This is a genomic window from Exiguobacterium sp. R-39, assembly GCF_049942815.1.
Classification (GTDB): domain Bacteria; phylum Bacillota; class Bacilli; order Exiguobacteriales; family Exiguobacteriaceae; genus Exiguobacterium_A.
The window spans coordinates 2,753,035-2,775,526 of sequence record NZ_CP187965.1 but is presented as its reverse complement, the minus strand read 5'-3'; the positions used below and the strand labels follow the sequence as shown (position 1 = coordinate 2,775,526).

At 49.0% G+C, this 22,492-nt stretch carries 24 protein-coding genes and 3 riboswitches; of the genes, 18 read left to right on the top strand and 6 right to left on the bottom strand.

The annotated features are described in order from the left end of the window. Positions 1–19: 19 nt before the first annotated feature. On the bottom strand, positions 20–469 hold the full coding sequence (locus ACP26N_RS14415) for a GNAT family N-acetyltransferase (RefSeq protein WP_131972051.1): 450 nt from the start codon (positions 467–469) through the stop codon (positions 20–22). Positions 470–639: 170 nt separating this feature from the next. Here ACP26N_RS14415 and rpoE point away from each other — a divergent pair, with 170 nt between their 5' ends. Both rpoE and ACP26N_RS14405 read left to right on the top strand, forming a co-directional pair. Next, positions 640–1,164 carry a DNA-directed RNA polymerase subunit delta gene (gene rpoE, locus ACP26N_RS14410; RefSeq protein ID WP_131502435.1) on the top strand — a complete coding sequence of 175 codons (525 nt, stop codon included), beginning with the start codon at positions 640–642 and terminating at the stop codon, positions 1,162–1,164. Positions 1,165–1,418: 254 nt separating this feature from the next. Continuing rightward, positions 1,419–3,014, top strand: coding sequence for a CTP synthase (locus tag ACP26N_RS14405; protein ID WP_131502434.1), 1,596 nt, complete (start codon positions 1,419–1,421; stop codon positions 3,012–3,014). Positions 3,015–3,094: 80 nt separating this feature from the next. Here the strand turns inward: ACP26N_RS14405 and ACP26N_RS14400 are convergent, their stop codons facing one another. After that, positions 3,095–3,604: a DUF2529 family protein gene (locus tag ACP26N_RS14400; protein WP_131502433.1), complete on the bottom strand. Its 510-nt coding sequence runs from the start codon at positions 3,602–3,604 to the stop codon at positions 3,095–3,097. Between the two features lie 93 nt (positions 3,605–3,697). Between ACP26N_RS14400 and ACP26N_RS14395 the strand changes: the two genes are divergently transcribed. From ACP26N_RS14395 to glpX, 5 genes are all read left to right on the top strand, one after another. Next, the gene (locus ACP26N_RS14395; protein WP_026827306.1) at positions 3,698–4,072 is read left to right on the top strand and encodes a response regulator; all 375 of its coding nucleotides are present in this window, start codon (positions 3,698–3,700) and stop codon (positions 4,070–4,072) included. Positions 4,073–4,204: 132 nt separating this feature from the next. Next, positions 4,205–5,059 (top strand): class II fructose-1,6-bisphosphate aldolase, encoded by an 855-nt coding sequence (gene fba, locus ACP26N_RS14390; protein ID WP_131502432.1) that lies wholly within the window; start codon positions 4,205–4,207, stop codon positions 5,057–5,059. Positions 5,060–5,223: 164 nt separating this feature from the next. Further along, the gene (gene fsa / locus ACP26N_RS14385) at positions 5,224–5,871 is read left to right on the top strand and encodes a fructose-6-phosphate aldolase (protein WP_426354233.1); all 648 of its coding nucleotides are present in this window, start codon (positions 5,224–5,226) and stop codon (positions 5,869–5,871) included. Positions 5,872–5,898: 27 nt separating this feature from the next. After that, a complete protein-coding gene (murA, locus tag ACP26N_RS14380) occupies positions 5,899–7,146 on the top strand; it encodes a UDP-N-acetylglucosamine 1-carboxyvinyltransferase (protein ID WP_131972053.1) in 1,248 nt (415 codons plus the stop codon). 31 nt (positions 7,147–7,177) lie between these two features. Then, complete coding sequence (gene glpX, locus ACP26N_RS14375) at positions 7,178–8,143, top strand: class II fructose-bisphosphatase (protein ID WP_114597299.1); 966 nt, start codon at positions 7,178–7,180, stop codon at positions 8,141–8,143. Between the two features lie 646 nt (positions 8,144–8,789). Here the strand turns inward: glpX and ACP26N_RS14370 are convergent. Together ACP26N_RS14370 and ACP26N_RS14365 are read right to left on the bottom strand one after the other, a co-directional pair. Beyond that, positions 8,790–9,176, bottom strand: a complete 387-nt coding sequence (locus ACP26N_RS14370; protein WP_426355418.1) for an SDR family NAD(P)-dependent oxidoreductase — start codon at positions 9,174–9,176, stop codon at positions 8,790–8,792. Between the two features lie 72 nt (positions 9,177–9,248). After that, positions 9,249–9,932, bottom strand: a complete 684-nt coding sequence (locus tag ACP26N_RS14365; RefSeq protein ID WP_131502430.1) for a C40 family peptidase — start codon at positions 9,930–9,932, stop codon at positions 9,249–9,251. Between the two features lie 360 nt (positions 9,933–10,292). Between ACP26N_RS14365 and rho the strand changes: the two genes are divergently transcribed. Continuing rightward, positions 10,293–11,657, top strand: coding sequence for a transcription termination factor Rho (rho, locus tag ACP26N_RS14360; protein WP_131502429.1), 1,365 nt, complete (start codon positions 10,293–10,295; stop codon positions 11,655–11,657). 97 nt (positions 11,658–11,754) lie between these two features. Continuing rightward, complete coding sequence (locus ACP26N_RS14355) at positions 11,755–12,000, top strand: type B 50S ribosomal protein L31 (RefSeq protein ID WP_012371588.1); 246 nt, start codon at positions 11,755–11,757, stop codon at positions 11,998–12,000. 35 nt (positions 12,001–12,035) lie between these two features. On the opposite strand, the gene ACP26N_RS14350 is transcribed toward ACP26N_RS14355, so the two are convergent. Further along, positions 12,036–12,686, bottom strand: a complete 651-nt coding sequence (locus ACP26N_RS14350; protein WP_214855864.1) for a DedA family protein — start codon at positions 12,684–12,686, stop codon at positions 12,036–12,038. Between the two features lie 177 nt (positions 12,687–12,863). Between ACP26N_RS14350 and ACP26N_RS14345 the strand changes: the two genes are divergently transcribed. Continuing rightward, a complete protein-coding gene (locus tag ACP26N_RS14345; RefSeq protein ID WP_131502427.1) occupies positions 12,864–13,484 on the top strand; it encodes a thymidine kinase in 621 nt (206 codons plus the stop codon). Between the two features lie 67 nt (positions 13,485–13,551). On the opposite strand, the gene ACP26N_RS14340 is transcribed toward ACP26N_RS14345, so the two are convergent. After that, a complete protein-coding gene (locus ACP26N_RS14340; RefSeq protein WP_426354230.1) occupies positions 13,552–14,310 on the bottom strand; it encodes an alpha/beta hydrolase in 759 nt (252 codons plus the stop codon). 62 nt (positions 14,311–14,372) lie between these two features. Beyond that, a riboswitch (SAM riboswitch) is annotated at positions 14,373–14,476 on the bottom strand. A gap of 249 nt (positions 14,477–14,725) precedes the next feature. Then, positions 14,726–14,829: riboswitch (SAM riboswitch) on the top strand. Positions 14,830–14,915: 86 nt separating this feature from the next. Between ACP26N_RS14340 and ACP26N_RS14335 the strand changes: the two genes are divergently transcribed. The 8 genes from ACP26N_RS14335 to ribH all read left to right on the top strand — a co-directional run bounded on the left by ACP26N_RS14335 (position 14,916) and on the right by ribH (position 22,441). Further along, positions 14,916–15,947: a methionine ABC transporter ATP-binding protein gene (locus ACP26N_RS14335; RefSeq protein WP_426354228.1), complete on the top strand. Its 1,032-nt coding sequence runs from the start codon at positions 14,916–14,918 to the stop codon at positions 15,945–15,947. Continuing rightward, on the top strand, positions 15,937–16,587 hold the full coding sequence (locus ACP26N_RS14330; protein WP_131972055.1) for a methionine ABC transporter permease: 651 nt from the start codon (positions 15,937–15,939) through the stop codon (positions 16,585–16,587). The genes ACP26N_RS14335 and ACP26N_RS14330 overlap by 11 nt, the downstream gene beginning before the upstream one ends. A gap of 33 nt (positions 16,588–16,620) precedes the next feature. Beyond that, complete coding sequence (locus tag ACP26N_RS14325) at positions 16,621–17,442, top strand: MetQ/NlpA family ABC transporter substrate-binding protein (protein ID WP_131502423.1); 822 nt, start codon at positions 16,621–16,623, stop codon at positions 17,440–17,442. A 26-nt stretch (positions 17,443–17,468) separates the two neighbouring features. Beyond that, positions 17,469–18,680: a M20 family metallopeptidase gene (locus ACP26N_RS14320; RefSeq protein WP_426354225.1), complete on the top strand. Its 1,212-nt coding sequence runs from the start codon at positions 17,469–17,471 to the stop codon at positions 18,678–18,680. A 158-nt stretch (positions 18,681–18,838) separates the two neighbouring features. Continuing rightward, a riboswitch (FMN riboswitch) is annotated at positions 18,839–18,983 on the top strand. A 156-nt stretch (positions 18,984–19,139) separates the two neighbouring features. Continuing rightward, positions 19,140–20,186, top strand: a complete 1,047-nt coding sequence (gene ribD, locus ACP26N_RS14315; protein ID WP_188004802.1) for a bifunctional diaminohydroxyphosphoribosylaminopyrimidine deaminase/5-amino-6-(5-phosphoribosylamino)uracil reductase RibD — start codon at positions 19,140–19,142, stop codon at positions 20,184–20,186. Continuing rightward, complete coding sequence (gene ribE, locus ACP26N_RS14310; RefSeq protein WP_188004801.1) at positions 20,171–20,800, top strand: riboflavin synthase; 630 nt, start codon at positions 20,171–20,173, stop codon at positions 20,798–20,800. The genes ribD and ribE overlap by 16 nt, the downstream gene beginning before the upstream one ends. Continuing rightward, on the top strand, positions 20,797–21,981 hold the full coding sequence (gene ribB / locus ACP26N_RS14305; protein WP_188004800.1) for a 3,4-dihydroxy-2-butanone-4-phosphate synthase: 1,185 nt from the start codon (positions 20,797–20,799) through the stop codon (positions 21,979–21,981). The genes ribE and ribB overlap by 4 nt, the downstream gene beginning before the upstream one ends. A 1-nt stretch (position 21,982) precedes the next feature. After that, positions 21,983–22,441, top strand: coding sequence for a 6,7-dimethyl-8-ribityllumazine synthase (ribH, locus tag ACP26N_RS14300; protein ID WP_131502418.1), 459 nt, complete (start codon positions 21,983–21,985; stop codon positions 22,439–22,441). Positions 22,442–22,492: the final 51 nt, after the last annotated feature.

Genomic DNA, 22,492 nt, shown 5'->3' with positions numbered 1-22,492 from the left:
TACTTCTCGATATGTCAATTCATCGGTTTGAGTTGGCGAAGGATGTTTTATCAATGGTGTGCGTGATTTTTTCGCCGGAAACGAGTTGAAATCCGAGCCCTTGATAAAAGGGATCGGCCTGTTCGCTGTAGAGGACTAACCGATCATACGTCAAAAATGCTTCAGACATGATTTTTTCCAGTAAGGCAGTCCCGATGCCGTGCGACCGGGCTTCCGGCAATACATAGACGTGGCGGATCCGACCCGTTCCGGATTGACCGGATTGCTTCATATATCCCCCGCAGGCTAGGACCTGATTGTTCGTCGAAAGGACGACGAACATCGCTTCCCCGTCTTTTTGAAACGATTCCTCCCGGCGGTTCCGTAACATCCGCTCGACCAGTTGGAATCCTTCCTGGGAACTTTTAGCGAGCAACGGAAGCCAGTTATATCCATCGAAATCATTAACCCGTTCGATTGTCATGTCCATCCGTGATTCCTCCTTCTTTTCTTTTGGATTATTCCTTTTTCGACGCTGTCAAAAACCCGATTTTCTTTTTTGATGAATCTTTTTTTGCGAGGGACTGGATTTTTAAAAGCCCTTTTGCGTATAATGAGAAGTAATGGATTGAACGCAAATGAAAGGAAGTGGCCGTCACAATGAGCCTCAGCCGTTTAAGTAAAGAAGAAATTACTGATCTTTCACTGATTAACTTCGTCAATGAAATGCTGCAAGAAGCGGGCGAACAGCCTATTACTTTCGATGACATCATTAAAGAAATCGAAAAATTCCATACGTTTAAAAATGAAGAGGATAAGTTCGAGAAACTTGCCCAACTCTATACGGACATGAACATCGATGGGAACTTCGTTAACGTCGGAGCTAACCGTTGGTCGCTTCGTGCATGGTACCCGTTCGATAAATCGGATGAGGATTTGGTTATCGAAGCCCGTCAACGTGGTGAACTCGATGAGTTCGAAGAAGAGTTCAACTATGATGCGGAAGAAGATGAGTTCGAGACGATTGAAGATGATCTCGATACATTCGCGAAAACTGCTGATTACGATGCAGCAGACGACAGCGAAGAAGACACATTCAAAAAAGTTGCGGTCATTGATGACCTTGAAGACGATTTGGATGAAGAAGACCTCGAAGATTTCGAGGAAGATGACGAAGAAGTTTAACAACCGCAACCTGCCATTTTTGAACATGAAAATGGTAGTTTTTTCGTTGACGGCTGACACAAGTGTGTGTGATTTTTTTCTTTAAAAAATCTGCTTGACGAAGTTTTCGGAATGACGTAAGTTAGTCATGGGCTTCTTTAAGCAACGTGCTTAATTTCAGCAAAAGTGTCTCCTGTGAATGGGGGCACTTTTGCTTTTTTATTTTTTAACGACCTCTGACAGATTTCTGGACTCGAGAAGGGAGCAATTTAATCATGACAAAGTATATTTTCGTAACCGGTGGGGTAGTATCTTCACTCGGTAAAGGGATCACGGCAGCATCACTCGCCCGTCTCTTGAAAAACCGTGGCCTCAACGTCACGATCCAAAAATTCGACCCGTACATCAACATCGACCCGGGGACGATGAGCCCGTACCAGCACGGGGAAGTATTCGTCACGGATGATGGCGCTGAAACCGATCTTGACCTTGGTCACTACGAACGGTTCATCGACATCAATCTCAGCCAGAATGCGAACGTGACATCCGGCCGGATTTACTCGACCGTTCTTAAAAAAGAACGTCGCGGTGATTACAACGGTGGAACGGTTCAGGTCATTCCGCACATCACGAATGAAATCAAAGATCGTGTCTTCCGTGCCGGGAAAGAAACAGGCGCAGATGTCGTCATCACAGAGATTGGCGGAACAGTAGGGGATATCGAATCGCTTCCGTTCATCGAAGCCATTCGTCAGGTGAAAAACGATATCGGAAAAGAGAACGTCATGTACGTTCACTGTACGCTCGTTCCGTATCTTGCAGCTGCTGGCGAGCTGAAGACAAAACCGACACAACACAGTGTCAAAGAACTCCGCAGCTACGGCATTCAGCCGGATATCATCGTGCTTCGTGCCGAGCATGATGTACCGCAAGAAATGAAAGATAAAATTGCCCTCTTCTGTGATACACGTCCGGAAGCCGTCATCGAAGCGAAGGATGCATCGACACTGTATGAAGTACCGCTTAACTTACAACGTCAAGGCATGGACCAGCTCGTCTGTGACTACTTCAAGTTCGATACACCGGTTGCTGATATGACAGCATGGAAGCAACTCGTTCACACCGTGACACACCTCGAGAAGAAAACGAAAATCGCACTTGTCGGGAAGTACGTTGAATTGCGTGATGCGTACATTTCGGTTGCAGAAGCTTTGAAGCATGCCGGTTTTGCTTTTAACAGCGACATCGAAATCGACTGGATCAATGCAGAAGATGTCACACGTGACAACGTTCAGGAACTGCTTGGCTCAGCAAACGGAATCCTTGTTCCGGGCGGATTCGGAGAGCGTGGAATCGAAGGGAAAATCGAAGCAACACGTTTTGCCCGTGAAAACAATGTACCGTTCTTCGGAATTTGTCTCGGTATGCAACTGGCGACAGTTGAGTTCGCGCGCAACGTCTTGAACTTAAAAGGTGCCCACTCGGCAGAAATCGATCCGGCGACACCGTATCCGATCATCGACTTGCTTCCGGAGCAAAAAGACATCGAGGATCTCGGAGGAACACTTCGTCTTGGTCTGTATCCATGTAAGCTCGAAGACGGTTCAAAAGCACGTGCCGCGTATTCAAGCGAACTCGTGTACGAGCGTCACCGTCACCGTTACGAGTTCGGTAACGAATTCCGTGAACAGTTCGAAGCAAACGGTATGATCTTCTCCGGTACAAGCCCGGATGGCCGTCTCGTTGAAATCATCGAGATTCCAGAACACAAATGGTTCGTCGCATGTCAGTTCCACCCGGAATTGATTTCGCGTCCGGAGCGTCCGCAAGCCTTATTCCATGACTTCATCCAAGCATCACTTGGTGAGTAAGAAATTTAGCGAACGGCTAAACAACCCTGTTTCCAAATTGGAGACAGGGTTGTTTAGTTTATTACTATAGAAGAAAAGCGTCATTCCCACTCTTCCGTCATCTCCTGTAATTGCGTCAAAATGTGCGTTAACAAGAAGGCACCAAGCGCGAGACTCGGCAATCCGTGACGGGAACCGTCCTCAGCCGGAAGCAGCCCTTTATCGAATTTCAAGGCAAGCGGAGCAATCGAACGTTCGAGTGTTTCGGTCACGTCGCCAAGCGTGATGATCGAATACGGCGTGTGCCAGGCATCATAGCGGGCAAGCGACGCGAGCAGATCGGAACGTTCCGTATCCGGTGTGAAAATCAACACGCGGTCGACCGCATGGAGGGTTTTATGATCCTTAATTTTCGAGACACGTTTCATCTGGTCCGGACCGTCGGACAACATTGGATACAGTCCTTCAAACTCGCCGTAGGCATCGAGATAGACTTTTCCTTGACCGACGAGTGCCTGGGCAAGCAGCCGGACGACATCGAACAATTCGTCTTCCTGTTTTGTAAGCGTTTGTAGTTTCCCGTTGAATTGTGTCGCTAAAATTTTCAGCATTTCTAACATCCTTTCTAAATTTCTCTCACACACAGTATATAGCAAGTTTTGCTTTCATGTAGAATGGAAATAACTAGAGGAGGAGTGTGGGAGATGAAAGGAAGATTACTCATCGCGGAAGATGAACCGGGGATTCGGAATTTACTGGCACAATTGTTTCGGGCGCAAGGATATACGACCGATGTCGCTGTCGATGGTCTTGAGACGATCGAACGGCTGAAAGAAACGGAATACGACTTATTATTGATGGATGTCAATATGCCGGGCCGAACCGGTCTTGAAGTATTGCGCCATCAGGACGAGGTCGGACGACGGATCCGGACGATTCTGATGACTGCTTTGGACGAAACAGAAGCGATGGAAGAAGCGAAACGACTCGGTGTCGTCGCCTTCTTCGGAAAGCCGTTTGACATCTTTGAATTAAAAAAAGAAGTGACTGTGCAAATTTCGAACGATGTAAGCGGTTAATCCTTCACGTCGTCGTCACAATCCTAAATTCGGAGTGAAATGCTGTACGTTCCGGTGAATCAGTGTGTTATAATCAGTCTGAAAATGCACGTTTACGTGTAAGTAGCGATCAAAACAGAGGAGGATGTCATTATGCCATTAGTATCTATGACAGACATGTTAAACAAAGCTCTCGAAGGTAAGTACGCAGTAGGTCAATTCAACATCAACAACCTCGAGTGGACTCAAGCAGTACTCGGTGCGGCTCAAGAAGAGCAGTCGCCGGTTATTCTTGGAGTATCTGAAGGTGCAGCACGTCACATGGGCGGATTCTACACAGTTGTTAAAATGGTAGAAGGTCTCGTTCACGACATGAAAGTAACAGTTCCTGTTGCAATCCACCTCGACCACGGTTCGAGCGTTGAAAAATGTAAAGAAGCGATCGACGCTGGATTTACATCTGTAATGATCGACGATTCACATAGCCCGATCGACACAAACATCGAAACAACAAAAGCTGTTGTTGAGTATGCGCATTCGAAGGGTGTTTCAGTCGAAGCGGAAGTTGGTACAGTTGGCGGACAAGAAGACGACGTCATCGGTGATGTCATGTACGCGAAACTTGACGACTGCGTTCGTATCGTCAAAGAAACTGGAATTGACACGCTTGCTCCTGCGCTCGGTTCTGTTCACGGACCATACAAAGGTGAACCAAACCTTGGTTTCACTGAAATGGAAGAAATCCGTAACGCAACAGACCTTCCACTCGTTCTTCACGGTGGAACAGGAATCCCGACACACGATATCGAAAAAGCAATTTCGCTTGGTACTTCGAAAATCAACGTCAACACGGAAAACCAAATTTCGTTCGCGAAAGTGGTTCGTGAAGTCTTGGCTGAGAAACCAGAAGCATATGACCCACGCGTATTCATCGCACCAGGTCGCGAAGCAATCAAACAAACAGTCATCGGTAAGATGCGTGAGTTCGGTTCAAGCAACAAAGCTTAATTTTCCATGCCTAAAGCACGATAGACACTCGTCTATCGTGCTTTTTTTCATCTAAATCAGCAGATTGTTTTGGAAAACGTTAGGACTTCTCGGCGAAAAAATTTATAATAGAAGAGTAAGCGATTTCAAGGGATATTTTAAGGAATGAAAGGGGAAAGAGAGAGATGAGATTTTTTATCGACACAGCAAACGTAGAGGATATTAAAAAAGCACATAAAATGGGGATTTTGGACGGGGTCACCACAAACCCGTCACTCGTCGCGAAAGAAGGCGTCGATTTCCATACACGACTGCGCGAAATTTGTGAAATCGTCGGAGACGTCTCCGTCAGTGCCGAAGTCATTGCGCTTGATGCAGAAGGAATGATTCGGGAAGGGAAGGAACTTGCTCAGATTGCACCGAACATTACGGTAAAGGTTCCGATGACACCGGCAGGACTGGAAGCCGTCGCAGCTCTTTCAAAAGAAAACATCACGACGAACGTCACATTGATCTTCAACCCGAACCAGGCCTTGCTCGCGGCACGTGCCGGTGCGACATATGTATCACCGTTCCTCGGTCGTCTGGATGATATCGGTCAAGATGGAATGGGACTGGTCGAGACGATTGCTCATATCTTCGTCATTCATGATATTCCGACACAAATCATCGCGGCTTCTGTCCGTAATCCGGTGCACGTCACGAATGCGGCACTCGCTGGAGCTGACATCGCGACGATTCCGCTCAATGTCATTGAGTCACTGACGCAACACCCGTTAACGACACAGGGAATCGAACGTTTCCTTGCTGACTGGGAAAAAGCGCAGCAATAACAGATTGTAGAGAAAGGTTGATGGAATGTGGACATTTTGCATATCGTAGGACAACAACGTCTTGAAGGAACCGTCATGATCAGTGGATCGAAACAGAGTGCGATTCCGTGTCTCGCGGCAGCATTACTGACCGATCAACAGGTCATTCTTGAGGGGGTACCGGACATTGGCGACGTTGCGACGATGATCCAGATCATTGAGATGCTTGGAGCCGTCGTAACACGTCAAGGCGATATGGTGACGATTGACCCGAGTCATGTCGAACCGATGCCGCTCACAGGGACAGATACACGAAAATTACGTGGATCGATTTATCTGATGAGTGTCCTCGCGGCGCGATTCAAACAGGGGGTCGTCGGTCTGCCCGGTGGTTATGCCATCGGTCCTCGGCCGATTGATTTACACATCAAGGCACTGGAACGACTTGGTGTCGCGATGCGAAATGAACAAGGGGTTTACTACATGCATGTCGAAGAGTTGAAGGGAAACCGGATTTATTTGGACCTTCCTTCATTCGGTGCGACAATCAGTGCTTTACTGGTCGCCGTCATGGCGGAAGGAACGACGGTCATTGAAAATGCAGCGTGTGATCCGGAAGTCATCGACGTCAGTACGATGTTGACGAATATGGGTGCGAGTGTCAAAGGTGCAGGGACCGATGAGATTCGAATCAAAGGCGTCAAGACGCTTCAAGGATGCCGCCATACCTTGATTCCGGACCGGATGGAAGCAGGTACGTTCCTGGCAATGGGAGCAGTCCTCGGCCGTGTGACGGTGGATAATGTCATTCCGTTACATCTTGAAAGCATCATTCAAAAGCTGGAACGGTTCGGGGCCAACATCGAGTTGGCGGATGATTCGGTCACAGCATCCATCGATATGGCGAAACCGATCGATATTCGTGTTTTTCACTACGGCGGCTTTCCGAGCGATCTTCAACCGATCATCTCGGCTGTCCTGTTGAAACCGAAAGGCGCGAGTGTCGTCGTCGATAAGCTGTATCCTCAACGTTTCCGGCATGTCCAGGAGATGCGGCGGTTGAATGCACGAATTACACACGAAGACGCTTCGATCATCATCCGTGGTGGTGAAGCGTTACGTGGTACGGAAATTGAAGCTCATGATCCGCGCGGTGCAGCGGCCCTCGTGTTAAGTGGAATGCTTGCTTCCGGTGAAACGTCATTACACCATGCAGAAGTACTTGATCAAAGCTATGAACAGTTCGTCGAGAAGTTAAAAGGACTCGGAGCTCTTGTTTGGCGCGAAACGGTTTAAGGTTTTCAGTTAGGGAGAGGGGATTATACACATGGAGAGAAGTTTATCAATGGAACTCGTACGCGTAACGGAGGCAGCAGCACTGGCTTCGGCACGCTGGATGGGGAAGGGCTTGAAAAACGAGGCAGATGACGCAGCAACAAGCGCCATGCGTGATGTATTTGATACGATCCCGATGAAAGGAACGGTCGTCATCGGCGAAGGGGAAATGGATGAGGCACCGATGCTTTATATCGGTGAGAAACTCGGAAATGGATACGGACCACGTCTTGACGTCGCCGTCGATCCGCTCGAAGGCACGAACATCGTCGCTAAAGGAACATGGGGCGCACTCGCAGTTCTTGCGGTCGCCGATGCGGGAGACTTATTACATGCACCGGATATGTACATGGATAAGATTGCTGTCGGACCGGAAGCAGCAGGACACGTCAGCCTGGATGCGACGATTGAAGAAAACATCGCGGCCGTCGCAAAAGCAAAAAATAAAGAAATCGAAGACGTCGTCGTCTCGATTCTTGACCGGGAACGTCATGAAGAAATCATTCAACGGATTCGGGCAACAGGGGCACGGATTCGTCTGATTGGGGACGGAGATGTCGCAGCAGCCATCAATACGGCTTTCCCGCACACAGGGATTGATATTCTGCTCGGTTCAGGCGGGGCGCCGGAAGGTGTTCTGGCAGCCGTTGCATTAAAATGTCTCGGCGGAGAACTTCAAGGCCGGCTCTTACCTGCAGATGAAGCGGAAGTCGCACGATGCAAGAAGATGGGGATTGAAGATCCGTCGAAAATCCTCATGATGGATGACCTTGTCACGGGAGATGACTGCATCTTCGCAGCAACCGGTGTCACGGACAGCGAGTTGATGAAAGGTGTTCAGTTCACGGCACAAGGCGGTCAAACGCACTCGGTCGTCATGCGTGCGAAGTCGGGAACAGTTCGTTTCGTTGAAGGAATTCACTCGTTCAAGAAAAAACCGAAGCTCGTTATTAAGTAATTGGGATGACAGGCTTATCCAAATGAATCTACGTTTTCTTCAGCCGCTTTCCTCGGGCGAGACACAAGCCGCGCCTACTTTGTCCAAATGGACAAGTAGTAGGGTCTTGTTTGTCTCTGACAGCGCGGAACACCGCGCTTTTTCCCGTAGGAGTCGAGTGAAGAACGTAATTCTTTTCGAAAAGGGAATGCAGTTTGATGCTGTATACGAGTCATGATTCAAAAAATGAATGGAGGGAGGTAGATTTTCGGTATTTAATCCGGAAATCTGCTTCTTTTTTCTTTTTGTACAAGAAATAAGAGCATTTGTATGAGGTATCTCAATTACTCACCAAATTGTCGTAAATGAGCATAGAAACAGCCGATGGTCCCATGAAAAGGGATCATCGGCTATTTGATTCCTGTAGAACGGAGACATACATTCTCGACTCCTACGAGAAAAGGAAGCGCGATTAGTGCTTCCGTCAGGGATAGGGAAGACCCGGCAGATTGCATATTAATTCGAGCTGCCGCGGCTTGTCTCCCGCCCGTGGAAAGCGAGGATGTAGGAAACGTTCGTCATGAGAATTGATTTTGGAGTGACTGATGAGTCAGGCTCTGATATCAAATTTATAAAAGTCCAATCGCATGGAAATTATAAAACTGTATTAAAGACTATGTGTCGGAGCTTGCAATTGGTGTGTCATCTGGACGAGTTTACGACGTGTGAAAAAGCGTGTCATAAAGACATACACTGCATTACTGCGACCGGGGATGACAAGCGTTTTTCCTTTCATGTACCCGGTGAAGGAAAGCTTTGCAACTGTATTGGCATCCATGATACCTGGTCGTTTAAACAATCCGGATGTCGCAAGATCGGCTGTTTTAGCGAAATCTGTATACGTGGCGCCCGGACAAACAGCTGTCACTTGAATATTGTAAGGAGCAAGCTCATCAGCTAAAGCTTCTGAAAAATTGAGGACGTACGCTTTTGTTGCATAGTAGACGCTCATGAAAGGACCGTCGTGGAAAGAAGAGGTCGAAGCAATCTGAATGATCCGTCCTCCTTATGTAATAGGGTAGAAAAAAAGCGATCGAGCCGATGCTCAACCGCTTGGTTTGTTCAATTATAGGTATGAACCCGCGCCGACAAGGCGTGAACCCCAGTAACCTGATTTGAAGCTTGAGTACTTAACGCCACCTGTTTCTGAGTTCACCATGCTTGTTTTGCTTGTTGCCATACCGACGTGTTGAATGCCGCTACCGTGTGAGAAGAAAACAAGATCTCCAGGTTGAACGTTTGAGACACTTACTTTTCTAGAAGAAGAATATTGTGAAGAAGACGTACGTGGCAATGTTTTGCCCGCTGCTTTTTTGTAGACGTAGCTTGTGAAACCAGAGCAGTCAAATCCACGAGTTGTCGTTCCGCCCCATACATAAGGAGTTCCTTTATGTTTAGCTGCTTCGCTTAGAAGGCGTGTACGTGTTGAAGATGAAGTTGTTGATTTTTTAGCCGTTGAAGTAGAAGACTTGTATGTTTTCGTATACTGTGTAGAAACATAACGTGTTTTTCCACCGTATGAAATTTTAGTCCAGCTGCCTGATTTACCTTTGTATGTAAATGTTTGGCCTGCGTTTACTTTACCAACGATGCTTGCTTTTGTAGAAGGACCCGTCCGAACACGTAATCCGCTGTCTGTGATTTTAACTTTCGTTACTGTAGAAGCTGCCTCAACCTTATCTGTTCCCACTGATGCAAATCCTGAAACCACTAATGCTGCCGTTGCGACCGATGCTAGAAAACGTTTCATATGTGAAATCCTCCATGTCATTTTAAAGTAGTTTTGAAAACCGAGTTATATGATGTATCTCATTAAGTGTTTGTTTAAGCAGTTTGCCTTACAACTGTGTAAGTTTTTCTCTGCACGATTATCTTAGCATGCGGAGACATGAAAACGTTTTTTCAGTTCCGCTACAAAACATGACGTTTTTGTAACATAACTGCAATAATATACTCGAATATTACAAAGAAGAAATTCCCATTTCTTAAATCACGACGAAATGGATGAAATGTGATACCTTTAATTCACGAAGAATATACAACATGATCATCGCACCATGATGATTACATCCTTTGCTCCTGAATTTATACGAAGAATAGGTGAATGCATATGCCAACTGAAAAAACTGACAAACCAGAACGTTCCTATACACTCGCTCAACTCAGCAACCTGACATTAAAAGATTTATATGAGATTGCAAAAACAAAAAACGTACCACAGTACCGAGAGGCGCGTAAGCGTGAATTGATGTTCAAGATTCTTAAAGCGCAAGCAGAGTCCACCGGTCTTTATTTCCTCGAAGGGGTACTCGAAGTTATCCCCGGAAACCCACAAATGCAAAATGATGGCGGCTTCGGCTTCCTTCGTCCTATCAACTATTCGCAATCCTCTGAAGATATCTACATCGCCGCCTCACAAATCCGCCGCTTTAATCTCCGTAACGGAGACGTCGTGACTGGAAAAGTCCGGCCGCCAAAAGAAAATGAACGGTTCCAAGGTCTTTTAAGTGTGGAAGCCGTCAATGGAGAAGCACCGGATACGGCGCGCAATCGTCTGTTTTTCCCGGCATTGACACCGATCTATCCAGATCGTCTGATGCGTCTTGAGACAGAACCGCGTCATTTGTCGGTCCGGGTGATGGATATGATTGCCCCGGTTGGATTTGGCCAACGCGGTTTGATTGTCGCGCCGCCAAAAGCAGGTAAGACTTCTCTATTAAAAGAAATCGCCAATTCGATCCAGGTGAATCATCCGGATGTTGAATTGATTATTCTGTTGATTGACGAACGGCCGGAAGAAGTGACGGACATCGAACGTTCTGTCCCCGGAGCGGATGTCGTCAGTTCAACGTTTGACGAAACACCGGACAACCACGTCCGGATTTCGGAACTTGTCCTTGAGCGGGCGATGCGTCTCGTCGAACATAAAAAAGATGTCGTTATTTTAATGGACTCGATTACACGGTTGACGCGGGCTTATAACTTAACTGTTCCGCAAAGCGGTCGGACATTGTCCGGAGGGATTGACCCGGCAGCCTTCCACAAACCGAAACGCTTTTTCGGTGCCGCCCGGAATATCGAACACGGTGGCAGTCTGACGATTCTTGCGACGGCACTCGTCGAAACCGGTTCCCGGATGGATGATGTCATCTATGAAGAGTTTAAAGGAACCGGCAATATGGAACTGCATCTGGACCGGAAATTATCCGAGCGCCGGATCTTCCCGGCCATCGATATCCGGAAATCCGGAACACGGAAAGAAGAGTTGCTGTTACCGCAAGATCAGCTCGATGCCTTGTGGACGATCCGCCGGACGATGAACGAGTCCAATGAGTTCGTCGACAGCTTCTTACGCAAGATTCGGGACACGAAAAATAACGAAGAATTTTTTGTCGAACTGGAGAAAGAAAAGAAGAAACCCGTACGGCGCGCACCTGTTAAACCACGTGTGACGAAAACCGACACAACGACTTGAAAATAGGTATTGCGGGACATGAAAAAATCGTTTAGTATAGGAAGGTAACTTACTCTGGCTCAGCAAATGAACCAGGGCGGAAGGAGAGAAAACAACCATGAAACAAGGAATTCACCCAAACTACAACAAAGTTGTATTTATGGACTCAACTACTGAGTACAAATTCTTGACTGGTTCTACACGTTCTTCGAACGAGACAATCACTTGGGAAGATGGAAACGAGTACCCACTCATCCGTGTGGATGTGTCTTCGGACTCGCACCCATTCTACACTGGTCGTCAAAAGTTCAACGCTGCAGACGGTCGTGTCGATCGCTTCAACAAAAAATACGGCCGCAAGTAATTGCGACTTCAGTATTAAAAAACAGCCTGTCTCCATTACTGGAGCAGGCTGTTTTTGTATAGACAGAACTTGGCACGGTACGCCAGATACGTTTTTAAAACGAAGGATAGACCGATTCCACCGGCAGCACCAATCAGATACGGAAGTGTATCCGGATTGTTCGCAAAATGTTCGAGTAAAAGACTGAAGGAAAAATGACGACCTAGGAAATAACCTGCTCCTAAAAAGACACTGATCCAAATTAAAGCACCGGTATAGGCATAAGTAACGAAGATCCGGAACGGCATTTTCGAGACGCCGGCAAAAAAAGCGGACAGTTGCCGGAGACCGGGTATGTAATAACCGATGATTAAAACCGTTTTTCCGTAACGTAAAAATCCGGCTTCTGCTTTGAAAATATGTTTTTCAGAAATACGTAACTTCGGAGCCATTCGATGGAGCAACGGCATTCCAAGTTTCAGACCGAGCACATAGCTGATTGTCATTCCGATACAACTGCCGGCATAGGCAGCAAGAATTGTCCCGACGAGCGGCAAATCACCATGATGCATCCAGAATCCTGACATGACGAGTAACGTCTCGTCTGGAACCGGAAGACCGACGATTCCACCGGCTAGAAGAATTGCGAGTCCGAACGCTCCATATTGATGGAGGACTTCATGTAATATGTGATGAATCGGAGTCACCTTCCTTCAAAGAAACTTCTCTTTCAGTGTACAGGAAATACATACCAGTTGAAATGAGAAGATGAAGAAAGTGGCGAATTTGGCAAGGGTTTTTGATTTTTAGAAGTCAATCCTTTTTCTCAATTTAGATTCGGGCTATACTCGTTAAAGTGACTAATTTAGAGGACGGTGTTTACGATGATGCATGTGATCAATCAATATGGTTGGATTGAAGTGATTTGCGGAAGTATGTTTTCCGGCAAGTCAGAAGAACTGATCCGTCGTGTCAGACGGGCACAGTATGGAAAGTTACCGGTTCAAGTGTTCAAGCCGGCAATCGATGACCGGTATCATGAAGAGCATGTCGTGTCGCATATCGGTAACTCGGTCATTGCGATTCCGATGGCGACGAGCCGTGATGTCTATGCAGCAGTGGCGGAAGAGACGCAAATCGTCGCGATTGACGAAGTTCAATTTTTTGACGATGAGATTGTCGCAGTCATCGAAGCACTGGCTCAAGATGGCAAACGCGTTATTTGTGCGGGACTCGATCAGGATTTTCGGGCCGAGCCATTCGGCAAGATGCCTGAATTACTGGCACGTGCGGAATTCGTGACGAAATTACAGGCGATTTGTCTGTCATGCGGAGATCCGGCGTCACGGACACAACGATTGATTGACGGGAAGCCGGCAAACTACAATGATCCAATCATTCTCGTCGGGGCGTCTGAATCCTATGAACCGCGTTGCCGTCATTGTCATCAAGTTCCGGGCAAACCGCAACCGTTACAGGAATGGAAAAAACAACAGCAAAATTGAGAATAGACGATTTGAAAAAGCGAACGATTCTTTGGCCTCACGGCCGGGAATCGTTCGCTTTTTTTTATCAACCGGTTCGTGTCAACCGGCTGAACTGTTCGATGAATTGTAAGGTCTCACGGACAATCGTCTTTTGATCATGGTCAAGCGTCGCGACATGGTACGAGTCGAGCAGACAATAACTGCGTTTATCTGTTGCCCCAATCGTCCGGTACAAATAATCGGAACAGGCCGGCGGGACGACGTGATCCTCAGCAGAATATAAAATAAGTGTCGGAATTTGAATCGTCGCTAAGTGTAGTCGCGTGTCATCAATGAGTCGTAACAGTTCTGAAGCACAAACTGCGGGGACAAGATCATAGATGATTTCAAAAGCGGTCTGCTTGATATCAGGGGTGCTTTCCGGCAGATAGACCGGACAATCGGTGAAGGATAAGGCTTCGTAAGCAGGGACGGACAAGGCGGCATTGATCGTGATGATTCCTGCAATCGGGAGACCTTCAGCGGCAAGTGACAGGGCAAGTGTCGCCCCCATCGATTGTCCGACGATGAAGATCGATTCGCACCGTCCGGCTAACTGTTCGAAGCCGTCACGCAAGCTCTGTTTCCAGTCATCTGCCGTCGTCGCTTCGAATTCCAGGACATCGGTCCCATGACCGTGCAGGCGAGGGGCATAGACGGAGAAACCTTGTTCTGCGAACTGTTCTCCTACAGCCCGAACGCTTTGCGGCGTTGCGTTAAAACCATGACAGAGCAAAATGCCGACGGATCCGCGTCCTAAGGAAAAGGCTTCGGCACCCGGTATAACAGGATAAACCATACTCATCATCTCGTCCTCCATTTCAAAAATAAAAACCCGTTTGGCTTTGGACGCAAACGAGTTTCTCGTGTGTATCATCCAAAGCAACCGCTTTGCTGGTCGGAGCACCTTGCATAACAGCAGGTTGCCGTGGAGTCCTAGAGCCAGGTCTCTCGTCCACTCTTGATATATCGTATAGGAATTGTCGGATTAATCATTGAGAAGATGATAGCATTGGCGGAAATGAATTGTCAAACTCTCTTGAACAGGCGTCAAAATTCAGACAACGATCCAGTTTGTCCCGGGACAACAATCGATATGGGTCATATGGTTTATTTTTGAAAATATGGTTGACCTTTAAAAGATCTTTCTGTAGTGTAAAAATTAGTTTTACGACATAAGTTCAACCGGCAACAACACACATACGAATTTCATACCGCAACACTTATCCAGAGAGGTGGAGGGACTGGCCCTACGAAACCTCGGCAACAGACTCATTATGAGCACTGTGCCAATTCCATCAGACAATTGTCTGAGAGATGAGTCGAGTGGATTCTGCCATTGTGCGGATCCAGGTCTCTTCTTGTTTCTTAAGAAGAGACCTTTTTTGTATTTTAAAGGGGGAACAAGTGGTGATTACATTCAAAAATGTAAAAAAAATCTATGAAACAAAGGAACAATCGATTGCTGCGCTGAACGGGGTCGATCTCGAAATCCGAAAGGGAGAAATCTTCGGTGTCATCGGTTTCAGTGGAGCCGGTAAAAGTTCCTTATTACGATGCGTCAACCTGCTTGAACGGCCGACATCGGGCAGTGTGACGGTCGATGGCCAAGATTTGACGACGCTCTCGGCGAAACAGTTACGGGAAGCCAAACAACACATCGGGATGATTTTTCAGCACTTCAATCTGCTGGATTCGAATACGGTTTTTGCGAACGTCGCAAAACCCCTTGTCTTAAAGGGCGTCAAAAAAGACGAGGTCCATCGGCGGGTCAATGAACTGCTGGATTTCGTCGACTTGGCGGATAAGGCCGATCATTACCCGGATCAGTTATCGGGCGGACAGAAACAACGGGTCGGGATTGCCCGGGCACTTGCCACCCAGCCGTCCGTCCTGTTGTGTGACGAAGCGACCTCGGCGCTTGATCCGCAGACGACACAACACATATTACGCCTGCTGAAACAAATCAATCAGGAATACGGCATCACGATCTTACTGATTACCCATGAGATGGGTGTCATCCGTGAGATTTGTGACCGGGTCGCCGTCATCGAAGCCGGCAAGCTGATTGAATCGGGTACCGTGTTCGACGTCTTCTCGAATCCGCAAACGGCGACGGCAAAAAACTTCGTCCGTTCCGTCATGCAGGATGAGATTCCGGCGTCGGTTCAAAAAGTCATCGATCAACGGGATACCGGGCACCATATCTACAAAATCAACTTCCTCGGGGCAGGGACCGGACAACCGCTTTTATCGCAAGTCGCGAAACGGTTTGATGTCGACCTCAACATCCTGCACGGCAGCATCACGGAACTGCAAAACATTCCGTTTGGCAGTCTGCTTGTTGAACTGATCGGTGATGCGGCGGAAATCAAACGGGTACTGCATTACATCGATCAATCGGATGTCGTCGTCGAGGAGGTGCTCGCAGATGCTGGTTAACTATACGGATATTTGGACCGCTTTTTTGCAAACGATGACGATGGTCGGACTGTCGTTACTCTTTTCGACATTGATTGGTTTACCGCTCGGCATCCTGCTTGTCGTGACACGAAAAGGAGCATTGCTCGAACAAATCCCCTTCTTCAATCTCTTAAGCAGTATCGTCAACATCTTCCGGTCCGTTCCGTTCATTATTTTGCTCGTCGCGATCATTCCGCTGACCCGCTTGATTGTCGGATCGTCGATCGGGACGCAGGCAGCGATTGTTCCGCTCGTCTTTTATGCGGCACCGTACATCGCCCGCCTGATTGAAAGTTCATTGCTCGAAGTCGACACCGGTGTCTTGGAGGCGGCAGAAGCGATGGGGGCGACACCGCTGCAGACGATTTTCCGTTTCCTCTTGCCGGAAGCCCTCAGCTCGCTTGTCCTGAACCTGACGATTGCGACAATCGGCTTGATCGGGGCATCGGCAATGGCCGGGGCAATCGGCGGCGGGGGACTGGGTGACTTGGCGATCACGTACGGCTACCAACGGTTTGATACGACCGTCATGATCATCACGGTCGGGATTCTCGTCATTTTGGTTCAAGGGTTACAGACAACAGGCAACCTGTTGGCACGAAAAATTCGGAGACACTAAAAAAACATAGAACAGATAAGGGAGAGATGGATGATGAAAAAAGGATTAGCGATTGGTGCAGCATTGACGACGGTATTGTTTGCGGGATGTGCCGCTTCCGGAGAAGAAGATCAAAAGACGGTGAAACTTGGCGTCAGCGGTTCCGACACCCAAGTTTGGGAATACGTCGCGAAAAAAGCGAAGAAAGAAGGCATCACGATTGAGCTCGTTAAGTTCTCCGACTATGTTCAACCGAATCTCGCACTTGCGGAAGGAGAGATTGATGCGAACTCCTTCCAGACCGTCTCTTACTTTAACGCCTTCAAAAAAGAACATAAGTTAAAACTGTCGCCGATTGCGACTACGGTCATCGCGCCGATGGGAATTTATTCGGATAAGATCAAGGACGTCAAAGACATTCCGGTCGGTGGAAAGATTGCCGTCCCGAATGAAGCGACGAACATGGGGCGGGCATTGCTCCTGTTGCAGGAAGCAGGCCTGATCAAGCTGCCGGACGACTTTGACGGCAACGGATCCGTCGATAAGATCGTCGAGAATCCGAAAAAACTGAAGATTGTCCCGGTCGTCGCCGGACAGACACCACGCGTCCTACCGGATGTCTCCGCCTCGATCATCAATAACGGAATCGCTGTCGATGCCGGCTTTAATCCGATCAAAGATTCGATTCTCCATGAAAACGAGACGGCGAAACCGTACATCAACATCATCGCGACCCGGACAGAAGACAAAGACAAAAAGACGTTGAAAAAAATCGCTTCCCTTTACCAGCAGGACGATGTCGCTGCCTTCATCAAAAAAGAGTACAAAGGAAGCACGATTCCGACGTTCGTCCCACTTAGCGAGATTGGCGAATAACAAAAACCAAAAGGAGCGTGACCCAAATGACAATTCAGACGAGACGGCAAAACCTGACACAAACGATTGAACAGGATATTGAGCAAAAACGGGAGTCGTATCTTGAGACGAGCCATCGGATTCATGCGACACCGGAAATCGGCAATGAAGAATATTTTGCGTCGCGTCATCATGCGGAACGCCTGACAGCCGAAGGGTTTACAGTCGAACTTGGTGTGGCCGGACACGAGACAGCGTTTCTCGCCCGGAAGGTCTCGGATAAACCGGGAGCAACGATCGCTTTTCTAGCTGAATATGATGCCTTGCCGGGAATCGGTCACGCATGCGGACACAACATCATCGGCACGACAAGTGTCGCAGCAGCGATTGCCGTCAGTCAAGTTCTGGATGAAGTCGGCGGCAGTGTCGTCGTCCTCGGGACACCGGCGGAAGAAGGCGGACCAAACGGCAGTGCGAAAGGGAGTTTCGTCAAACACAATCTGCTGACCGGCATCGATGCGGCCTTGATGGTTCATCCGTCCGGACAGACCCGGATCACCGGTTCTTCGCTCGCCGTCGATCCGCTCGATTTTGCCTTTACCGGTAAACCGGCCCATGCGGCAGCTTCGCCGGAAGAAGGGATCAATGCCCTGGATGCCGTCATTCAGTTGTTTAACGGAATCAATGCGTTACGGCAACAGTTGCCGAGTGACATCCGGATTCACGGAATCATTACCGATGGTGGAGATGCGCCGAACATCATTCCGGAGTATGCCAAAGCCCGCTTCTTCATCCGGGCGACGACACGCGAACGGCTGAATGCGGTGACGGCAAAGGTCAAAGCCGTTGCCGAAGGGGCAGCCCTTGCGACCGGAGCGACGCTTGAGATCATCGCTTTCCAAAACGAAGTCGATAACCTGTTGTTCAACCGGACGTTTGACGAGATTTTCCGGGAAGAAGCGACGGCGCTTGGGGAAGACGTCAAGACCGATGAACGGCCGGGTCTCGGTTCGACCGACGCCGGCAACATCAGCCAGGTCCTGCCGACGATCCATCCGTACATCAAGATTGGAGCAGACGACTTAGTTGCCCATACGGAAAGTTTCCGGGAGGCGTCGAAATCGGAACAAGGCGACGAAGCCTTGATCGCGGGAGCGAAAATCCTGGCCCGGACGGCGTTACGCCTCCTGACGGATGGTTCGTTACTCGGGACGGTCAAGCAGGAGTTCCACGACCGGAAAAACGGTTACTTGACGTAACAGCGAAAGACAGAAGTATGTGTTGGTCCGACCGGATGTCATCAAGACAACCGGCTGGGCCAAACCATACTTTTTTTCATGAATCGAGAAAAAGAAAACAAATTCTCTTTTGTATTTTAAAATAACCTGTGCTAGTCTTGACCTGTACAAGTGAATAACCAGTTCTTCGGGGTAGGGTGAAAATCCCAACCGGCGGTGATGCGATTTTCGAATCGACGAGCCCGCGACCCACAATGTACGCATTGTGGCTGACTTGGTGTGATTCCAGGGCCGACGGTAAAGTCCGGATGGGAGAAGAACGAAAAAATGTGCTTGAAACCATTTTCTGAAAAAATATGTTCGGAAAAAGGTCTATTTCTGTATGCTTTTGAACAGAAAACAAGACGTTTCTTTCGTGATCCTTCAATCATGACGCCCTGCAAATGCAGCGGCGTCTTTTCTTTTGAAAGGAGCGGAAATATGAATAATCGAATGCACCAGGCGATGCAGTTGGCACGGATGCTGGACGGACAAACCAGTCCGAATCCGAGTGTCGGTTGTGTCATTACGAAACATGGAAAAGTGATCGGCTTCGGTGCCCATCGGTTTGCGGGTGGTCCGCACGCGGAAGTCGAAGCATTAAACATGGCAGGAGAAGCGGCGCGTGGTGCCGATCTCTATGTCACACTCGAACCGTGTAACCATCATGGAAAGACACCGCCCTGTACGGAGGCGATTTTAGCCGCCGGCATCAAGCGGGTGTTCGTCGCAACGGAAGATCGGCATGCAATCGTCGCCGGACAAGGTATTACGCGTCTGCGTGAAGCCGGACTGACGGTCGAAACCGGATTACTCGAAGACGAAGCGGTTCGATTTTATACACCGTTTTGGCAAAGTCTCGAGCGGAAACGACCGGTCGTCACCGTCAAAGTCGCCCAAAGTTTAAACGGTGTCGTCACGACAGGTGAGCAACGCCTGATTACATCAGATGCAGCCCGGGCGGCAGGACGTGAGCTGCGGGCAACACATGACGCCATCTTAGTCGGGAGTGAGACGATTTTAATCGATGATCCCGCATTGACGTTACGCACGGAAGCCGGACCTGAACCGATTCGGGTCGTCGTCGACCGTCGTGGACGTTTGACGGAAAGCGCCCAAGTCTTTCGGGACGGTTTGAATCCGACATACTGGCTGACGGAACAACCGCGTGTCTCAATTCAATCGAACGTCACGGTTCTCGTCGGCACGTATACGACACCGAATCAGATTTTAGACATATTGTACGACCAGGGGATCCGCAGTTTGTTGATTGAAGGCGGACCAACGATTCAGTCGTCATTTTTAGAAGCAGACCTTGTCGATCGTCTTGAAATCTATCAAGCCCCGTCCGTCTTACAAGGGACGACCGGATTGACAAGCACAATCGAGATTGAAGACCGGTTCGATTTAACCGACGTCGCGCAAATCGGACAGGATGTCCATCTGCGTTATACGCGGAAAGGAGACGGCTTATGTTCACGGGATTGATTGAAGAAGTCGGGACGATTAAACGAAAAGTTCCGCGCCCGAACGGTTTAGCGCTCGAAATCGAGGCGCGGCATGTTCTTGAAGAAACGAAGATCGGCGACAGCATCGCCGTCGACGGGATTTGTTTAACGGTCACGGCGATGACGGCGACCGGGTTCACGGCGGACGCCGTTCACGAAACGATTCGGGCAACGTCCCTTCAGACGTTGCGGGTCGGCACACCGGTTCAGCTCGAACGGGCGATGCCGGCGAACGGACGGTTTGGCGGTCATTTCGTCAGCGGACACATTGACGGAACAGCCCGGTTCTTAAGCCGTCGACCGGACGGTGAAGCGATGGAATACCGGTTCGAGACCGGGGAGTGGAGTAAATACTGTATTCCGAAAGGCTCGATTGCGATCAACGGAACGAGCTTGACGGTCCAACACGTGGAACCGAACAGTTTAATCATCTCATTGATTCCGCACTCCCGACAGTTGACGACGTTCGACCGGTTGCAAAGCGGGGCACTCGTCAATATCGAGTGTGATTTGATGGCAAAACATTTGTATCACTTTACACAGCAGGAACAAAAAACGGATTGGTCGGCATTTTTAGGAGGCGGAGCAGGATGAACGGATTTGATCTCGTAGAAGAAGCGATTGAAGAATTAAAACACGGACGTCCGATCATCGTCTGTGATGATGAAAACCGGGAAAATGAGGGGGACCTGATTCTCCTCGCGGAACATGCGACACCCGAACAAATCAACTTCATGATCACGTACGGGAAAGGACTCGTCTGTGTTCCGGTCAGCCCGCAACTTGCAGAACGCCTTGAGCTGAATCCGATGACAGATCACAATACCGATCCGCACGGGACGGCGTTTACGATCAGCATCGATCATGAAGAAGCGAAGACCGGCATCAGTGCCGCGGAACGTGCATTGACGATTCAACGGATGCTGACGGATGAGGCGAAACAATTTAAGCGTCCCGGTCATATTTTCCCCTTGATTGCGAAAGAGGGCGGTGTCCGGGAACGGCGTGGACATACGGAGGCCGGTGTGGATTTGGCACGGCTTGCCGGAAGTGCTGAAGCAGCTGTCATTTGTGAAATCATCTTAGAGGACGGGACGATGGCGCGCGTGGATGATTTGCTGACCTATAAAGAAGTCCACGGGCTGAAGATGATTACAATCGATGCCCTCGTCACGTATCTCGAACGCCCCGTCCGGCGCGAAGCGGACGTCCTGCTTCCGGCCGCGCACGGCGCGTTTCGGATACTCGGCTATACGACGCCTGATCAAAAAGAACACGTGACCGTCCTGTCGGGAGAGCCGGAAGACGGAATGCTCGTCCGGCTGCATTCGGAATGTCTGACGGGAGACGTCTTCGGATCAAAACGCTGTGATTGCGGTCCGCAACTTGACGCAGCACTGGCACGCATCGGACATGAAGGCGGAGCGGTACTCTACCTGCGCCAGGAAGGGCGCGGTATCGGCTTGATGGCGAAACTGAAAGCCTATGAGTTGCAGGAGCAGGGACTCGATACGGTCGAAGCGAATCACGCGCTCGGGTATGCGACTGATTTACGGGATTACAAAGTCGCAGCCGCGATGTTACACGATTTAGGTGTCACGAAAATTCGGCTGATGACGAATAATCCGGAAAAACAACAGGCACTCGAACAAAACGGTATTACGGTGCTCGAGCGGATTCCGCTTGAGATTGCACCGGTTCCGGAAAACAAGCAGTATCTGCAAACCAAACAAACGAAACTCGGGCATCTGCTCGATATCCAAGGAGGACAATAACATGGTATTCGAAGGATTTTTAACAGGTGAAGGACTACGCGTCGCAATCGTCGCAGCACGATTCAATGAATTGATCACATCGAAACTGGTCGGTGGAGCAAACGATGCATTCCGTCGTCACGGAGTCGCTGCGGATGCTGTCGATACAGCATGGGTTCCGGGAGCGTTCGAGATTCCGCTCGTCGCGGAAAAGCTTGCGAAAAGCGGAAAGTATGACGCTGTCATCACACTCGGTGCCGTCATTCGCGGTGCGACATCACACTACGATTATGTCTGCAACGAAGTCGCGAAAGGTGTCGCCGGCGCGTCACGTGAAACAGGGGTGCCGATTATCTTCGGTGTCCTGACGACTGACTCAATTGAACAGGCCGTCGAACGGGCGGGAACGAAAGCGGGGAACAAAGGATACGAAGCAGCGGTCTCAGCAATCGAGATGGCGAACCTGTTACGGACTATTTAATGAAATAACTGAGTCTTGAGACCTGTTTCCGAATGGAACAGGTCTCTTTTT

Bases quoted from the DNA above. Each gene is read 5' to 3' on its own strand.
- ribE (WP_188004801.1), top strand. From the start codon at position 20,171: ATGTTCACGGGATTGATTGAAGAAGTCGGGACGATTAAACGAAAAGTT.
- fba (WP_131502432.1), top strand. From the start codon at position 4,205: ATGCCATTAGTATCTATGACAGACATGTTAAACAAAGCTCTCGAAGGT.
- ACP26N_RS14395 (WP_026827306.1), top strand. From the start codon at position 3,698: ATGAAAGGAAGATTACTCATCGCGGAAGATGAACCGGGGATTCGGAAT.
- rho (WP_131502429.1), top strand. From the start codon at position 10,293: ATGCCAACTGAAAAAACTGACAAACCAGAACGTTCCTATACACTCGCT.
- ribH (WP_131502418.1), top strand. From the start codon at position 21,983: ATGGTATTCGAAGGATTTTTAACAGGTGAAGGACTACGCGTCGCAATC.
- ACP26N_RS14325 (WP_131502423.1), top strand. From the start codon at position 16,621: ATGAAAAAAGGATTAGCGATTGGTGCAGCATTGACGACGGTATTGTTT.
- ACP26N_RS14415 (WP_131972051.1), bottom strand. From the start codon at position 469: ATGGACATGACAATCGAACGGGTTAATGATTTCGATGGATATAACTGG.
- ACP26N_RS14330 (WP_131972055.1), top strand. From the start codon at position 15,937: ATGCTGGTTAACTATACGGATATTTGGACCGCTTTTTTGCAAACGATG.
- ACP26N_RS14345 (WP_131502427.1), top strand. From the start codon at position 12,864: ATGATGCATGTGATCAATCAATATGGTTGGATTGAAGTGATTTGCGGA.
- ACP26N_RS14355 (WP_012371588.1), top strand. From the start codon at position 11,755: ATGAAACAAGGAATTCACCCAAACTACAACAAAGTTGTATTTATGGAC.
- ribB (WP_188004800.1), top strand. From the start codon at position 20,797: ATGAACGGATTTGATCTCGTAGAAGAAGCGATTGAAGAATTAAAACAC.
- glpX (WP_114597299.1), top strand. From the start codon at position 7,178: ATGGAGAGAAGTTTATCAATGGAACTCGTACGCGTAACGGAGGCAGCA.
- ACP26N_RS14400 (WP_131502433.1), bottom strand. From the start codon at position 3,604: ATGCTGAAAATTTTAGCGACACAATTCAACGGGAAACTACAAACGCTT.
- fsa (WP_426354233.1), top strand. From the start codon at position 5,224: ATGAGATTTTTTATCGACACAGCAAACGTAGAGGATATTAAAAAAGCA.
- ACP26N_RS14365 (WP_131502430.1), bottom strand. From the start codon at position 9,932: ATGAAACGTTTTCTAGCATCGGTCGCAACGGCAGCATTAGTGGTTTCA.
- rpoE (WP_131502435.1), top strand. From the start codon at position 640: ATGAGCCTCAGCCGTTTAAGTAAAGAAGAAATTACTGATCTTTCACTG.
- ACP26N_RS14320 (WP_426354225.1), top strand. From the start codon at position 17,469: ATGACAATTCAGACGAGACGGCAAAACCTGACACAAACGATTGAACAG.
- ribD (WP_188004802.1), top strand. From the start codon at position 19,140: ATGAATAATCGAATGCACCAGGCGATGCAGTTGGCACGGATGCTGGAC.
- ACP26N_RS14405 (WP_131502434.1), top strand. From the start codon at position 1,419: ATGACAAAGTATATTTTCGTAACCGGTGGGGTAGTATCTTCACTCGGT.
- ACP26N_RS14340 (WP_426354230.1), bottom strand. From the start codon at position 14,310: ATGAGTATGGTTTATCCTGTTATACCGGGTGCCGAAGCCTTTTCCTTA.